Source organism: Streptomyces sp. NPDC044106, assembly GCF_056433985.1.
Window position 1 is genome coordinate 280,205 of sequence record NZ_JBWKFZ010000013.1, and the last position, 15,672, is coordinate 295,876.

A 15,672-nucleotide genomic window follows, 5' to 3' on the forward strand; every position below is an offset into this window, starting at 1 on the left:
TCCCGGCCGGTCACGGCCCGTACGCTCGCCCCCATGCGCCCCCAGGACCTGCCCCTCGTACGCGACCACACGGTCTACTCCTGCGTGATGGGCTCGCGCGCCTTCGGGCTCGCCACGGAGGGCAGCGACACCGACCGCAGGGGCGTCTTCCTGGCTCCCACCCCGCTGTTCTGGCGGTTCGAGAAGCCGCCGACGCATCTGGACGGTCCCGCCGAGGAACAGTTCAGCTGGGAGCTGGAGCGCTTCTGCGAGCTCGCCCTGCGCGCCAACCCCAACGTCCTTGAGTGCCTGCACTCACCGCTCGTGGAGCACCTCACGGACACCGGCCGCGAACTGCTCCGTCTGCGCGACTCGTTCCTCTCCCGCGAGGCCCACGGCACCTTCGCCCGCTACGCCCTCGGCCAGCGCAGGAAACTGGAGTCGGACGTCCGCATCCACGGCGCCCCGCGCTGGAAGCACGCCATGCACCTGCTGCGGCTGCTGATCTCCTGCCGCGACCTGCTGCGCACCGGCGAGCTGACGATCGACGTCGGCGACCATCGCGATTCGCTGCTCGCCGTCAGGCGCGGCGAGGTCTCCTGGCCCGAGATCGAGGCGCGGATGAACCGCCTGGCGGCCGAGACCGAGGAGGCGGCGCCGCGCAGCCCGCTCCCGGCCGGCCCCGACCGGAAGCGGATCGAGGACTTCCTGTTCCGCACGCGCCGGGCTTCGGCCCTGCGGCAGGGCGCCGCGGGGAGCTGAGTCCGCCCGCCGCGTGCGAAGACAGGCCCTCAGGCGTCCCAGAGCGCCCCGAACTCCAGGAGCTCGGCCCGGTACTCGATCCGCGCGGTCCAGTCGGCGGGCCAGGCGTCCGCGCCGAGGTGGGCGCCCGCGAAGGCCCCGGCCAGGCAGGCGATCGAGTCGGAGTCACCGGCCGTACAGGCCGCCCTGCGCAGCGCGGTGACGGGCTCGTCGACGAACTGCAGGAAGCACAGCAGCGCGGTGGCGAGCGCCTCTTCGGCGATCCAGCCCTCGCCGGTGGCGAGGCAGGGGTCGGTCTCCGCGTTGGCGTGCTTCAGCGCGGCATCGAGGCGTTCGAGGACGGCCAGGCACTCGTCCCAGCCGCGGGCGATGAACACGCGCGGCGTCGGCGCCCCGCCCCTCCTCCACAGCTCCCCGAGCCAGCGGGCGTGGTAGGTCTCCCGGTTCTCGTACGCGTAGGAGCGAAGGAGTCCGACGAGCCCCGTCGGCTCGGCGCCCTCGGCGAGCAGCCGCACAGCGTGCGCGGTGAGGTCGGACGCGGCGAGCGCCGTCGGATGGCCGTGGGTGAGCGCGGACTGCAACTGGGCGGCGCCCGCGCGCTGTTCTGCGCTCAGGCCGGGCACGAGGCCGAGGGGGGCGACGCGCATGTTGGCGCCGCAGCCCTTGGAGTGCGCCTGGGTGGCCTCCTCCCACGGCTTGCCGGTCCCCAGGAGGTAGCAGGCCTTCAGGCAGGTGTTGCCGGGCGCGCGGTTGTTCTCCGGCGACCGGTACCACTCCACGAACTCCTCGCGCACCGGCCGCTCCATGCGCTTCGGCCCGAGGCTCCCCCGCTCCATGGCGGTGCGCAGGCCGCGGGCGAGCGCCAGCGTCATCTGGGTGTCGTCGGTGACGATCGCGGGCGTCGGCAGCTCCATCCCGCGCCAGGGCCCGCACTTGGCGAGGATCGAGGGGACGTCGTTGAACTCGGTCGGGAAGCCGAGCGCGTCGCCGAGAGCGAGGCCCATGAGGGCTCCGGTGGCGGCGCGTTTCACGAGGGCCGTCATGAGGGCTGTCCTTCCGGCGCGGGGCGGAGCAGGGGCGGGTGCAGGGCGGTGGCGGTGCCGGCCCGGAAGAGGGCGGCGGGCTTGCCGCGGCCGCCGGTCAGCCGGGCGGCGCCGGGCACCGCCTCGACGAGGCCCGCCGTGCCGACCACCTTGCGCCGGAAGTTCGCGGGGTCGAGCTCGGCGCCCCACACGGCCTCGTAGACCTGGCGCAGCTCGCCGAGGGTGAACTCGGACGTACAGAAGGCGGTGGCGAGGCCGGTGTACTCCAGCTTGGCGCCGACCCGGTCGTGGGCGTCGGCGAGGATCCTGTCGTGGTCGAAGGCGAGCGGCCGGTACGTCGCCGGGCTGTAGGGCAGCCAGGCCGCGCGGGCCGCGTCGCCGCCGCCCCGCACCTTTGGCGGGTCCGGTACGAGGGCCGCGAAGGCGACGGAGACGACTCGCATGCGCGGATCGCGGTCCGGCTCGCTGTAGGTGCGCACCTGCTCCAGGTGCAGCCGCCCGACGTCGGCGATCCCGGTCTCCTCGGCGAGTTCCCGCCCCGCGGCGTCCTCGGCCGACTCCTCGGGCAGCACGAAGCCGCCGGGCAGCGCCCAGCGCCCCGCGTACGGCTCCTGGCCGCGCTCGACGAGCAGTACGTGCAGCGCACCGTCCCGGACGGTGAACACCGCCAGGTCCACGGTGACGGCGAACGGCTCGAAGGCGTACTTGTCGTACTCCTGCATGCACCACCACCCCCCTCTCTTAATAGTCCAGCTGACTATAAAGAGAGGGGGGTGGTCGGGGCAAGCGATTCCTGACGGGTCTACAGGCCTACAGGGCTACCGCCCTACAGGTCGACCTCCTGCATCAGCATGCCGACCTCCGTGTTGGAGAGCCGCCGCAGCCAGCCGGACTTCTGGTCGCCCAGGGTGATCGGCCCGAAGGCCACCCGCACCAGCTTGTCGACGGGGAAGCCCGCCTCGGCGAGCATGCGCCGCACGATGTGCTTGCGGCCCTCGTGCAGGGTGACCTCGACCAGGTAGTTCTTGCCGGTCTGCTCGACGACGCGGAAGTGGTCCGCGCGGGCGTACCCGTCCTCAAGCTCGATGCCGTCCTTGAGCCGCTTGCCCAGGTCACGCGGGATCGGGCCCACGATGTGCGCGAGGTAGACCTTCTTCACGCCGTACTTCGGGTGGGTCAGGCGGTGCGCCAGCTCGCCGTGGTTGGTGAGCAGGATGACACCCTCGGTCTCGGTGTCGAGCCGCCCCACGTGGAAGAGCCGCGTCTCGCGGTTGGTCACGTAGTCGCCCAGGCACTGACGGCCCTCGGTGTCCTCCATGGTGGAGACGACACCGGCGGGCTTGTTCAGCGAGAAGAACTGGTACGACTGGGTGGCGACCGTCAGGCCGTCGACCTTGATCTCGTCCTTCTCGGGGTCGACGCGCAGCCCCTGCTCCAGGACGATCTCGCCGTTGACCTCGACGCGGGCCTCGTCGACCAGCTCCTCACAGGCGCGGCGCGAGCCGTAGCCCGCGCGGGCGAGGATCTTCTGAAGGCGCTCGCCCTCCTGCTCGGCGCCGGGGAAGGTCTTGGGCAGGCTGGTCTTCGGCTTGCCCGCGTACCGCTCGCGGTTGCGCTCCTCGGCCCGCGCGTCGTACTCACGGGAGGTGGCCGGGGCCCAGCGCCCCCGTCCGGCGCCCTGGCCCTGCTTGGGCCCGCCCTTGGCACCGCCGCGCGCCGAGGCGCCACGGCCCGACTTCGGACCGTTATGCGTGCCGTCGGACCCTACGTCGTAGCGCCGCTCCTCCGGACGCGGCTTCTTCGGACGGCCGCTGCCGCCCTGCTTGTCATCGCGGTTGTTGCCGGCCCCGCGGGGGTTGCCGCGGCCGCCGCCGTTCCCGCCGCGGCCGCCGCTGTTGCCACCACGGCTCCCGCCGTTGTTTCCGCTGCTGTTCCTGCCGCTGCTGCTTCGCATCAAAAGTTCCGTCTAGTCGACTGAGTCCTGGGTGTACTCGTACCCCGGCGCATCGGGTGCGTCCGGGTCGAACGACGGCATACCTTCCAGCGTCTCGCCCTCGATCGCGTCCGCCTCGGGGAGGAAGGGCGCGAGCTCGGGGAGCTCGTCAAGGCCGCGCAGGCCCATCCGCTCCAGAAAGTAGTTCGTCGTCCTGTACAGGATCGCACCTGTTTCGGGTTCCGCGCCCGCCTCCTCCACCAGACCCCGCTGGAGGAGGGTGCGCATCACGCCGTCGCAGTTCACCCCGCGCACCGCGGAGACCCTCGAACGGCTGACCGGCTGGCGGTACGCGACGACCGCGAGGGTCTCCAGAGCCGCCTGGGTGAGCCGCGCCTGCTGCCCGTCGAGGACGAAGCCCTCCACGGCGGCGGCGTACTCGGGCCGGGTGTAGAACCGCCAGCCACCGGCCACGAGGCGCAGCTCGAAGCCGCGCTTCTGCACGGTGTACTCGTCGGCGAGCTCACGCAGCGCGACGGCGACCGCACGCCTGGGCCGTTGCAGGATCTTCGCCAGGTGCTCCTCGGTGGCCGGCTCGTCGACGACCATGAGGACGGCCTCCAGGGCGGGCCGCAGCTCGAGATCGGCCACGGCACCGGCCAGGTCGCCCGTGGGGCTCTGCGCGCTCACGCCTTCTCCTCCATGGGCTCGGGGGCCCGGTCGAACTCGTCGGTCACGGTCGGCTCCGTCGCGCCGTCCCCGCCGGTCCAGCGGACCATCAGCTCGCCCAGGGGGTCGTCCTGGTCCAGGGTGACGGCCTTCTCCCGGTAGAGCTCCAGCAGGGCCAGGAAGCGGGCGACGACCGTGAGGGTGTCCCCCGCGTCCGCCACGAGCACCTGGAAGCTGGCCTCGCCCTGTTCCCGCAGCCGGGCGATGACGAGTCCCGCCTGCTCCCGCACGGAGACCAGCGGGGCGTGGATGTGCTCGACGTACACCTGCGGCTTCGCGCGCGGCTGCGTGGCCTTCACGGCGAGCTTCGCGAAGCCCTCGGCCCCGATGCTGATGACCACTTCCGGCAGCAGCTCGGCGTGGTGCGGTTCGAGGCCCACGGTCCGCGGGTAGCGCCGCGCCTCGTCGTCGAGGCGCCCGCTGAAGATGTCCGCGATCTGTTTGTAGGCGCGGTACTGGAGGAGGCGGGCGAACAGCAGGTCGCGCGCCTCCAGGAGCGCCAGATCCGCCTCGTCCTCGACCTCGGCGGTGGGCAGCAGCCGCGCCGCCTTGAGGTCGAGCAGCGTGGCGGCGACGACCAGGAACTCGGTCGTCTGGTCCAGGTCCCAGTCGGCCCCCATGGCCCGGATGTGCGCCATGAACTCGTCGGTCACCTGGGAGAGAGCGACCTCGGTGACGTCCAGCTTGTGCTTGGAGATGAGCTGGAGCAGCAGGTCGAAGGGGCCCTCGAAGTTCGCGAGACGGACCGTGAACCGCCCGTCACCGGCTTCGGCCTGCGCCGCCTCGGGCTCCGGCTCCGGTTCCGGCTCCGCGGGAGCCGTCCCCGGCCCACGCCCCAGAGCACGCCGGGCGGGCGGGGCAGCTTCTTCGTTCAGGCGCATCGCCGGTGAACGCTACCCCTACCGCCCGCGCAGCCGTCGTACGAGAATGCTCGCGTCGCCGCGCGACTCCAGGTCGGCGAGGACGACGGCGACCGCCTCGCGCACGATCCGCCCGCGGTCGACCGCGAGGCCGTGCTCACCGCGCAGCACGAGGCGCGCGTGTTCGAGGTCCATCAGCTCCTCGGCGGAGACGTACACGGTGATCTTCTCGTCGTGCCGCTCGCGCCCGCTGGGGCGCCGGTTGGCCGCCCGTGCCCGGCGCCGCGCCTGGGCCGTCGACGAACCGCCGGACTTGCCGCCGGACTGCGCGGCCGAACCTTCCTGCGCCGGACGCCGCCCGGCGCTCTTCTCGCCCTCGGCGGTGGCCGCACGGCTGCGCGACTCGGCCCCGGAATCCGCGTCGGCCGTCGCGTGTTCGGCGGGCTCGCCGCCGTCGCCCTGCGCCGCCGTGTCCTCGGCCGCCGCCGTCTCGTCGCTCTCGCCCGCCGGGGCGGGCACGCGCGCCTCGCCGTTGGCCGGGCGTCGCGGGGACGACGACTGCAGCGCCATCCCCCCGGTCGTGCGGAACAGTTCGTCGGCCCCGGGCAGACTCACTCGGCGTGACACCGGGCGAGCACCTCCCTGGCGAGCTGGCGATAGGCGGCCGCGCCGACCGAGTTGGAGGCGTACGTCGTGATCGGCTCGCCGGCGACCGTGGTCTCCGGGAAGCGGACCGTGCGCCCGATGACCGTGTGGTAGACGTGGTCGTCGAAGGCCTCGACCACGCGCGCGAGCACCTCACGGCTGTGCACCGTGCGGGAGTCGTACATGGTCGCGAGGATGCCGTCGAGCTCCAGGTCGGGGTTGAGCCGCTCCTGGACCTTCTCGATGGTCTCGGTCAGCAGGGCCACGCCGCGCAGCGCGAAGAACTCGCACTCGAGCGGCACGATCACCTTGTGGGCCGCCGTCAGGGCGTTCACGGTGAGCAGGCCGAGCGAGGGCTGACAGTCGATCACGATGTAGTCGTAGTCCTGCATGAGCGGCTTCAGGGCGCGCTGCAGCGTGGACTCGCGCGCGACCTCGCTCACCAGCTGCACCTCGGCCGCCGACAGGTCGATGTTGCTCGGCAGCAGGTCCATGTTGGGGACCGCCGTCTTCAGGAGCACCTCGTCCGCGGACATGCCGCGCTCCATGAGGAGGTTGTAGACCGTCAGGTCCAGCTCCATCGGGTTGACCCCGAGGCCCACGGAGAGGGCGCCCTGCGGGTCGAAGTCGACGAGCAGGACGCGGCGTCCGTACTCCGCGAGGGCCGCGCCCAGGTTGATGGTCGACGTCGTCTTGCCGACGCCGCCCTTCTGGTTGCACATCGCGATGATCTTGGCGGGCCCGTGGTCGGTCAGCGGGCCGGGGATCGGGAAGTACGGCAGCGGGCGTCCCGTGGGGCCGATGCGCTCGCGGCGCTGGCGGGCCGCGTCCGGGGCGAGCGTGGCCGCGTACTCCGGATCGGGCTCGTACTCGGCGTCGGGGTCGTAGAAGTGCCCCTGGGGCAGTTCCTCGTAGTCGGCGAGGTGGGTGTGGGTGTTATCGCCACTCCGGTCGCCGGCCATGGCGTTCACGTGATGGCCATCCATGCTCTGGGGTGCTGGCTGTGTCGGCTGGGGGCTCTGCCGGGCTTCGAAGGTGCGGACAGCGACCGAGCCGACGGCCTCGAGCCCCACGGGACCCTGGTCCCGTACAGACGTTCCTGGTTGACCACCCCCGGGAGCAAATGTCGACTCATTCACAAGTCGTCTTACCTCCTTGGTGACCAGGAAATTTCTCGATAGGTCAGCGTGGCACCATGCCGACGGTTGGCGACTCTATGGCGTGTCACCGGTCCACAGCAACACAATCCGCCGGACCGGGCCCGATGTGTCGGCAAAGGGACACAGCGATGTCAAGGGCGTGCGGCTTGCCAGTGGCACGTTTCCGGGGTGGGCGAAACGGTTAAAGGGTTACGTTCAAGGCGAGTTGACCGCGTCCGCACACATACGCATACGGCCGGACCCCTCTCAAGGTCCGGCCGCGGGCGTGAGATTGACGACTTTCGTTGACGAAAGCGTCGGTGACCGACCGGAGTCGGCCGCCTGGGTCAGCCGAGGAGCGACTCGAGCTCGACGTGGTCCAGGCCGTGGGCCTCGGCGACCTCCTTGTAAACGACCTTGCCGTCATGGGTGTTGAGACCCAGGGCGAGCGCCGGGTCGCGGCGCAGGGCCTCGACCCAGCCGCGGTTCGCCAGCTCGACGATGTACGGCATCGTCGCGTTGGTCAGCGCGTAGGTGGAGGTGTTCGGCACCGCGCCGGGCATGTTGGCGACGCAGTAGAAGACCGAGTTGTGGACCGGGAAGGTCGGCTCGGCGTGCGTGGTCGCGCGGGAGTCCTCGAAGCAGCCGCCCTGGTCGATCGCGATGTCGACAAGGACACTTCCCGGCTTCATGCGGGAGACGAGCTCGTTGGTGACCAGCTTCGGAGCCTTGGCGCCCGGGATGAGGACGGCGCCGATGACGAGGTCGGCGTCCAGGCAGGCCTTCTCCAGCTCGAAGGCGTTGGAGATGACGGTCTGGATCTTCGTACCGAAGATCTTGTCGGCTTCCTTGAGCTTGTTGATGTCCTTGTCGAGCAGGGTCACGTGGAAGCCCATGCCGATGGCGATCTGCGCGGCGTTCCAGCCGGAGACGCCGCCGCCGATGACGACGGCCTTGCCCGCGGCCACGCCGGGGACGCCGCCCGGGAGCACGCCGCGGCCGCCGTTGGCCGCCATCAGGTGGTAGGCGCCGACCTGCGGGGCGAGGCGGCCCGCGACCTCGGACATCGGGGCGAGCAGCGGGAGCGCGCGGCCCGCGGTCTCGACCGTCTCGTACGCGATGGCGGTGGTGCCCGACTCCAGGAGCGCGTCGGTGCACTCCTTGGACGCGGCCAGGTGCAGGTAGGTGAAGAGGGTCTGGTCCTTGCGGAGGCGGTGGTACTCCTCCGCGATGGGCTCCTTGACCTTCAGGAGCAGGTCCGCGGTGGCCCAGACCTCATCGGCGGTGTCCAGGATCCGGGCACCGGCCGAGACGTACTCGTCGTCCGTGATCGAGGAGCCGACTCCGGCGTTCCGCTCGATGACGACCTGGTGGCCGTGGCGCACCAGCTCGTGCACGCCGGCGGGGGTGATGGCCACCCGGAACTCGTTGTTCTTGACCTCGCGGGGGATGCCGACCTTCATCGTCGATCACGGTCCTTGGCTCAGGGGATATCTCGGGCAATGCAACGCATACCGGTGCACGGGGGGCGCAACGGGAGACACCGCGGAGGTACGCGGCGGAGCCAGTCTAATGAAGGATTTCTCGCTGTCTAGCCTTCCAATACTTCAATCTTCTGCGGAAGTGCTACGGATTTCGTAGGCGGAAGACCCCGCTCCACCATTCCTTTCAAGCCTCGCGACCTGCGGCAGCTCACTTCCCAGCATGCGCTCGGCCGCGCTCCGGTGCAGCCGGGCGGCCGCCGGGTCGCCGAGCCGCTGAAGGGTGTCGGCGAGCCGCAGCTGCAACGCCGCCTGCAGCCGCACGTCCTCGGCGCTGCGCGCCAGCTCCACGGCCTCCTGGCAGGTGCGCAACGACTCCTCGGGCCGCCCCGCGTACTCCTGCACCCGGGCCATCTCGCTCAACGCCCGCGCCTGGGCCGCGACATCGCCGTTCTTGCGGTGGCCGGTGACCGCCGAGCTCCAGTTGCGCAGCGCCTCGCCGTAGCGCCCCGCGTACGTGTGCACGGTGCCGATCCGGCCGTACAGCCGGGCGGCGTCCGCGCGCTCGCCGCGGGCGAGGCGGTGGGCGAGCGCCCGGCCGAACCAGTCGGAGGCCCGCGGCCAGTCCCCCAGCTCCTGATGGGCGCCGCCTACGGATTCCATCGCGCGTCCGACGGCGTACGGATCGTTCGCCGCCCGCCCCGCGTCCAGCGCCGCCCGGTAGCGGGCCAGCGCGTCCCGCGTACGTCCGGTCCGCGCGTCCAGGTCCGCGAGGTTCAGCAGCGCCGCGGCCTGCTCGCGCGGCAGGTTCCGCCGCTCGGCCACGCCGAGGACCAGCTGGTGGATGCCGTACAGCTCGGGAGCGGCCGCCTCCGTGCCGCGGTGCGCGGCCAGGGCCCGGGCCAGGGCCGCCATCAGGCGCCGCGCCAGGGTGTCGAGCTCGCCGTCGGCGACCGCGAGCCGGGCGGCGGCGAGCAGCGCGGGCTGCCGGATCCGCAGCCATTCCTCGGCGGCCTGCGCGCTGGGGAAGCGCAGGGCGCGCGGCAGCCCGGAGAGCTTTCCGCGTGCGGTGGAATCCGTCGCCTCCGTGACCGCACGGCAGGACTGCAGCAGCCGCACGGTCCGCTCCAGCATCCGGGCCCTGGCCAGCTGGATCTCGGCAGGGCGGTCCTGGCTGCCGGTGCGGGCGCGCAGCAGCGGCACCAGGCAGCCGGGCACCTCGTACTGCGGGAGCGGGGAGGGGACGGCCCGGACGAGGCCGAGCGAGACGAAGTCGTCGAGGGTGGTCTTCGCCCCGGAGACCGAGCAGCCCGCGAGCGCGGATGCGGTGTGCGGGTCGACGTGACCGGCCGGGGCGAGGCTGAGGAGTCGCAGTATCCGGGCGGCCGGGGAGGGCAGCGAGGCGTAGGTGTGAGCGAAGACACGCGCGAGCGCCGACCCGTCGTCGGGCAGCGCGCGCAGCCGTTTGGCCAGGTCCGCGACGGTGGCCTTGGGGCGCTCGGCGAGCCAGCCCCCGGCGAGGACGAGCGCCGCCGGATGGGCCGCGCACACCTCGACGAGGGATTCCGCGGAGCCGGGGTCGACGGTGATGCGGACGGGTCCCGCGGCGCGGGCGAGGATGGCGACGGCGGCCTCCTTGTCCAGGCCGCCGAGCGTGCAGGGGCGTACGTCGGGGATGCCGGTGAGCGGCCCCTCGGAGACGGCCACGACCAGGCAGTCGGGCGTGTCCGGAAGGAGTGCGTCGACCTGCTCGGCGTCGGCCGCGTCGTCGAGGAGCAGCAGCACCCGGCGGTCGGCCAGCGCCGACCTGAGGGTCTCGGCGAGGTCGTCCTCGGCGGCCCCCGGCGGCGCGGGCACCCCGAGGGCGTCCAGGAGGTCACGGGCGGTGCGCTCGGTGGGCACCCGGCTGCCGTCGGGCTCGGTGAGGCGGGCGCGCAGCACCCCGTCGGGGTAGCCGTCGGCGAGCTGCCGGGTGAGTTCCCCGGCGAGCGAGGTACGGCCGGATCCGGGGCGTCCCGCGATCAGCAGAACGCGGGCGCGGGGCGCCTTGCAGCCCGAGAGGGTGTCAAGCCCTGCGCGGTCGATGTCGGCGCGGAGTTCCTTCAACTCCCGGCGCCTGCCGACGAACTGAGCCCTCGCCGGGTCCAGCGAGGCGCTCGCGGGGTGTGGCACCGTGCCACCCGCCGCCGCACCGTCCGTGTCGACCGCCTGATCCGTCACGGGCCACGCTCCCGTCCGCCTGCGCACGAACCCGCCGGGGCTCCGGGCGGGACGCTTTCAGAGCCTAGTTCAGGCCCCGCGCCCCACCCGGGCGCGCAGCACGCGCAAGTCGCCCGATCGGATCAGTAGATCGTCACACCGGACGGTTGGCGCGCTCTCAGGCCTCGAAGGGGCGGGCGGGCCAGGGCGCCTCGGCCGGGCGCAGCGCGTCCACGCCGTCGCCGTTCAGTACCGCCTGGAGCGAGAGGGCGCCGACCACCAGGCAGTTGTTGTGCAGCTCACCGGCGAGCACGCCGCGCACCAGTTCCTCAAGGGGGACCCGGGCGAGCTCCATGTCGGACTCCTCCTCGGCGACCTCGAAGCGCTCCCCCTCGGCCTCGGAGAGGTCCTGGGCGAGGAAGACGCGCACGGCCTCGTCGCAGCCGCCGGGGGTGGTGTAGACGTCGGTGAGAACGCGCCAGTCCTCGGCCTTGACGTGCGCCTCTTCGTAGAGCTCGCGCTGGGCGGCGTGCAGGGGGTTCTCGCCGGGGACGTCGAGGAGGCCCGCGGGGATCTCCCAGAGCTTGTGGCGGACGGGGTGGCGGTACTGGCGGATGACCAGGACCCGGCCCTCGCCGTCGAGCGCGAGGACGGCGACCGAGCCGGGGTGCACCTGGTAGTCGCGGCGGACCACGGACCCGTCGGGCATGACCACGTCGTCGGTGCGCACGGAGGTCTTGTTCCCGACGAACGGGGTGTCCGTCGCCGTGACCTGCCACTCCTCGGCGGTGTCCTTGATCGTCATGCGCCCTGTCCTCCCACACGTGCAAACAGAAACCGGGGCACGCGCCTCATCAGGCACGTACCCCGGCAACCGTATCGCTCCGGTGTTACTTGCCCGGCTTGCCGCCCTGCTTGCGCTCGCCCTGCCCGCGCTCCTGCTGGCGCTCGACGGCGGCCTTGACCAGGCCGGCGAAGAGCGGGTGCGGACGGGTGGGACGCGAGCGCAGCTCCGGGTGCGCCTGGGTGGCGACCAGGTAGGGGTGCACCTCGCGGGGGTACTCGACGTACTCGACGAGCTTGCCGTCCGGGGAGGTGCCGGAGAACAGGATGCCCGCCTTCTTCTCCAGGTCGGCGCGGTAGGAGTTGTTCACCTCGTAGCGGTGGCGGTGACGCTCCTCGACGTACTCCTTGCCCTCGTACACCTCGCGCACGATGGAGCCCTCGGCGAGCTTGGCGGGGTACATGCCAAGGCGCATCGTGCCGCCCATGTCGCCCTCGCCGGCCACGATGTCGAGCTGCTCGGCCATCGTGGAGATGACCGGGTGCGCGGTGGCCGCGTCGAACTCGGTGGAGTTGGCGTCGGGGATGTCCGCGAGGTTGCGGGCGGCCTCGACGACGATGCACTGCAGGCCCAGGCAGATGCCGAGCAGCGGCACCTTGTTCTCGCGGGCGTACTGGATGGCGCTGACCTTGCCGTTGACGCCGCGCTCGCCGAAGCCGCCGGGGATCAGGATCGCGTCGACGTCGCCGAGCTGCTTGGCGGCGCCCGCCGGGGTCTTGCAGTCGTCGGAGGTGACCCACTTGACCTTGACGCGGGCCTTGTTCGCGAAACCGCCGGCGCGCATGGCCTCGGTCACCGACAGGTAGGCGTCGGGCAGGTCGATGTACTTGCCGACCAGCGCGACCGTGACCTCGTGCTTCGGGTTGTGCACCCGGTCGAGGAGGTCGTCCCACTGGGTCCAGTCGACGTCGCGGAAGGGCAGGTCGAGCTTGCGCACGACATAGGCGTCGAGGCCCTCGGTGTGCAGCACCTTCGGGATGTCGTAGATCGACTTGGCGTCGATGGCGGCCACCACCGCGGCCTCGTCGACGTCGCACATCAGCGAGATCTTGCGCTTGATGGCGGTCGGCACCTCGCGGTCGGCACGCAGCACGATGGCGTCCGGCTGGATGCCGATGTTGCGCAGCGCGGCCACCGAGTGCTGGGTCGGCTTGGTCTTCAGCTCGCCGGAGGGGCCGATGTAGGGCAGCAGCGAGATGTGCACGACGAAGACGTTGTCGCGGCCGACCTCGTGGCGGACCTGGCGGACGGTCTCAAGGAACGGCAGGGACTCGATGTCGCCGACCGTGCCGCCGACCTCCGTGATGACGACGTCGACGTCGTCCGCGGCCATGCGGCGGATGCGGTGCTTGATCTCGTTCGTGATGTGCGGGATGACCTGCACCGTGTCGCCGAGGTACTCGCCGCGCCGCTCCTTGGCGATCACCTGGGAGTAGACCTGGCCGGTGGTCACGTTGGCCGAGCCGTCGAGGTCGACGTCGAGGAAGCGCTCGTAGTGGCCGATGTCCAGGTCGGTCTCGGCGCCGTCGTTGGTGACGAACACCTCACCGTGCTGGAAGGGGTTCATCGTGCCGGGGTCGACGTTCAGGTACGGGTCGAGCTTCTGCATCGTGACGCGCAGACCCCTGGCCTTGAGCAGCGCGCCGAGACTCGACGCCGTCAGTCCCTTGCCGAGGGAAGAGGCGACACCCCCGGTGACGAAAATGTGCTTGGTCGTCGTGGCTGTGCTGTTTCGAAAAGCAGCGGGCTGCTTAGCCAAAGGGGGGCTCCCGTGGTCGCGGTCTGGAGGGTGCGTACCGGCGTTCTCACCAGGGGTCCGGGGGAGGTGCCGTCGCTGCGGTTCGGGGGTTCTATGACCACCGGCTCACGGGCTACCAGGGTATCAGCGACGCGACGGGCCCGCTTCCGGCCACGCTCCGCCACCGGGCGTACACAACCTGGTCACGGGATTCGCACACGCCGCTACTTTTCCCCGCCGCACCCGCTCTCACCTGCCGCTCACCCGTTCGGCGGCGGCTCGTTGCCGGGAGGGGCGCGCAGATCACCGAGGTGCGTCGTATCCTGCTCGGACACTCGCTGCCGAGCCCCTCCGGCACACGGCACCATCCCGCCTTGCACCCGGAAGAAGCGCTCGTCAACGATCACTTGACCGCTGATTAGTAAGCGCCCCGCGGGGCGAACGTGGCCGTTCGACTGGAGATGCACGTGGCCGGGCGCATCGAGGACTACGCACTCATCGGAGACATGCAGACCGCAGCCCTGGTCTGCCGGGACGGCACAGTCGACTGGCTGTGCCTCCCCCGCTTCGACTCCCATGCCGTATTCGCCGGCCTGTTGGGCACCGAGGAGCACGGCTTCTGGCGCCTCGGGCCCGCATACAACCCGGACGCGCAGCCACCCGCTGCCACGCGCCGCAGGTATCGCGGCGACTCGCTGGTGCTGGAATCCGAGTGGGACACGACACGCGGCACCGTCCGCGTGATCGATTTCATGCCGCCGCGCGACACCGACGCGCCGCAGCTCATCCGCATCGTCGAGGGCGTCAGCGGACGGGTGCCGATGCGCTCCGCGCTGCGGATGCGGTTCAGCTACGGCCGGGTGGTGCCCTGGGTGCACAAGATCGACGGGCGTACCGTGGCCGTCGCGGGGCCCGACTCCGTGTGGCACGACACGACCGCCGAGACGTACGGCAAGGACCTGACCACCTACTCGGACTTCACGGTCGCGCCGGGTGAGCGGATCGCGTTCACCATCTCGTGGCAGCCCTCGCACAAGGACCAGCCGGCCCTGCCGGAGCCCGAGGCGGCGCTCACCGCGACGGAGGACTTCTGGCGCGAGTGGGTCGATCACTGTACGTACCACGGCCCTTACCGGGAGGCCGTGATCCGCTCCCTGATCACCCTCAAGGCGCTCACCTACGCGCCGACCGGCGGGATCGTCGCGGCGCCGACCACCTCGCTGCCCGAGGACATCGGGGGCTCGCGCAACTGGGACTACCGCTTCACGTGGCTGCGCGACGCCGCGATCACACTGTCGTCGCTGCTGCGCACCGGCTACCGCGAGGAGGCCCGCGCCTGGCGCGAGTGGCTGCTGCGCGCGGTGGCGGGCGACCCGGAGAACCTGCAGATCATGTACGGCATCGCGGGCGAGCGCGAGCTCGGCGAGACGGAGCTGGACTGGCTGCCCGGATACGAGGGCTCCACGCCGGTCCGGGCGGGCAACGGCGCCGCCCACCAGCTCCAGCTCGACGTGTACGGCGAGACCATCGAGGCCCTGCACCTGGCGCATATGACGGGCCTGGCCCGCAACGACTACGCCTCGCTGCTCCAGCTCAGGCTGATCCGCTACCTGGAGGACCACTGGGACGAGCCGGACGAGGGCATCTGGGAGGTGCGCGGTCCGCGCCGCCACTTCGTGCACTCCAAGGTGATGGCCTGGGTCGCCGTGGACCGCACCATCAAGCTCATCGAGTCCGGCGACGCGGACGGCCCGCTGGACAAGTGGCGCGACCTGCGCGACGACATCCACCGGGACGTGTGCGAGAAGGGGTACGACCCGGAGCGGAACACCTTCACCCAGTCCTACGGCTCCAAGGAGTTGGACGCCTCGCTGCTGCTGATCCCCCAGATGGGCTTCCTGCCGCCCGACGACAAGCGCGTCATCGGCACCATCGAGGCGATCCAGCGGGAGCTCGCGACCCCGGACGGGTTCATCCTGCGCTACCCCACGGCCGGTGACGACGAGGGCGTGGACGGCCTGGAGGGCGACGAGGGGGCGTTCCTGGCCTGCTCGTTCTGGATGGCCGACGACCTGGCCATGATCGGCCGGGTCGACGAGGCCCGCAAGCTCTTCGAGAAGCTCCTCGCACTCCGCAACGACCTCGGGCTGCTCGCCGAGGAGTGGGATTCGGCGGCGCAGCGCCAGGTGGGCAACTTCCCGCAGGCGTTCAGCCACGTGCCGCTGATCGACACGGCACTGCGGCTGACGGCTTCGGGGGCGTACGGGGGGTAGCGGCCCTCGGCTGACGCCACATCACGCGTGCCCCCGTCGGATGCCGG

Annotated in this window: 13 protein-coding genes; 2 read left to right on the forward strand and 11 right to left on the reverse strand. The window is 71.5% G+C overall.

Annotated elements, in window-relative coordinates; genetic code table 11:
- Positions 1 to 33: 33 nt before the first annotated feature.
- A complete protein-coding gene (locus AC07DI_RS25140; protein ID WP_478906184.1) occupies positions 34 to 741 on the forward strand; it encodes a nucleotidyltransferase domain-containing protein in 708 nt (235 codons plus the stop codon).
- Between the two features lie 29 nt (positions 742 to 770).
- On the opposite strand, the gene AC07DI_RS25145 is transcribed toward AC07DI_RS25140, so the two are convergent.
- The 11 genes from AC07DI_RS25145 to AC07DI_RS25195 form a co-directional block, all read right to left on the reverse strand.
- Complete coding sequence (locus AC07DI_RS25145; protein WP_478906185.1) at positions 771 to 1,784, reverse strand: ADP-ribosylglycohydrolase family protein; 1,014 nt, start codon at positions 1,782 to 1,784, stop codon at positions 771 to 773.
- Positions 1,781 to 2,506 (reverse strand): NUDIX hydrolase, encoded by a 726-nt coding sequence (locus AC07DI_RS25150; protein WP_478906186.1) that lies wholly within the window; start codon positions 2,504 to 2,506, stop codon positions 1,781 to 1,783. Before AC07DI_RS25150 ends, AC07DI_RS25145 begins: the two co-directional genes overlap by 4 nt.
- A 104-nt stretch (positions 2,507 to 2,610) precedes the next feature.
- Complete coding sequence (locus tag AC07DI_RS25155; protein WP_384251295.1) at positions 2,611 to 3,738, reverse strand: pseudouridine synthase; 1,128 nt, start codon at positions 3,736 to 3,738, stop codon at positions 2,611 to 2,613.
- A gap of 12 nt (positions 3,739 to 3,750) precedes the next feature.
- Positions 3,751 to 4,407: an SMC-Scp complex subunit ScpB gene (gene scpB / locus AC07DI_RS25160; protein ID WP_478906187.1), complete on the reverse strand. Its 657-nt coding sequence runs from the start codon at positions 4,405 to 4,407 to the stop codon at positions 3,751 to 3,753.
- Positions 4,404 to 5,327, reverse strand: a complete 924-nt coding sequence (locus AC07DI_RS25165) for a segregation and condensation protein A (protein WP_478906188.1) — start codon at positions 5,325 to 5,327, stop codon at positions 4,404 to 4,406. Before AC07DI_RS25165 ends, scpB begins: the two co-directional genes overlap by 4 nt.
- A gap of 18 nt (positions 5,328 to 5,345) precedes the next feature.
- A complete protein-coding gene (locus tag AC07DI_RS25170) occupies positions 5,346 to 5,933 on the reverse strand; it encodes a hypothetical protein (RefSeq protein ID WP_384251288.1) in 588 nt (195 codons plus the stop codon).
- Positions 5,918 to 7,090 (reverse strand): ParA family protein, encoded by a 1,173-nt coding sequence (locus tag AC07DI_RS25175; protein WP_384251285.1) that lies wholly within the window; start codon positions 7,088 to 7,090, stop codon positions 5,918 to 5,920. Before AC07DI_RS25175 ends, AC07DI_RS25170 begins: the two co-directional genes overlap by 16 nt.
- 347 nt (positions 7,091 to 7,437) lie before the next feature.
- On the reverse strand, positions 7,438 to 8,553 hold the full coding sequence (gene ald, locus AC07DI_RS25180) for an alanine dehydrogenase (protein ID WP_384251283.1): 1,116 nt from the start codon (positions 8,551 to 8,553) through the stop codon (positions 7,438 to 7,440).
- Between the two features lie 144 nt (positions 8,554 to 8,697).
- A complete protein-coding gene (locus AC07DI_RS25185; protein WP_478906189.1) occupies positions 8,698 to 10,791 on the reverse strand; it encodes a tetratricopeptide repeat protein in 2,094 nt (697 codons plus the stop codon).
- 157 nt (positions 10,792 to 10,948) lie between these two features.
- On the reverse strand, positions 10,949 to 11,575 hold the full coding sequence (locus AC07DI_RS25190) for an NUDIX domain-containing protein (RefSeq protein ID WP_384251278.1): 627 nt from the start codon (positions 11,573 to 11,575) through the stop codon (positions 10,949 to 10,951).
- Between the two features lie 85 nt (positions 11,576 to 11,660).
- Positions 11,661 to 13,373, reverse strand: a complete 1,713-nt coding sequence (locus tag AC07DI_RS25195) for a CTP synthase (protein WP_384251276.1) — start codon at positions 13,371 to 13,373, stop codon at positions 11,661 to 11,663.
- A 440-nt stretch (positions 13,374 to 13,813) separates the two neighbouring features.
- On the opposite strand from AC07DI_RS25195, the gene AC07DI_RS25200 reads away from it, so the two are divergent.
- Positions 13,814 to 15,625, forward strand: coding sequence for a glycoside hydrolase family 15 protein (locus tag AC07DI_RS25200; RefSeq protein ID WP_384251710.1), 1,812 nt, complete (start codon positions 13,814 to 13,816; stop codon positions 15,623 to 15,625).
- Positions 15,626 to 15,672: the final 47 nt, after the last annotated feature.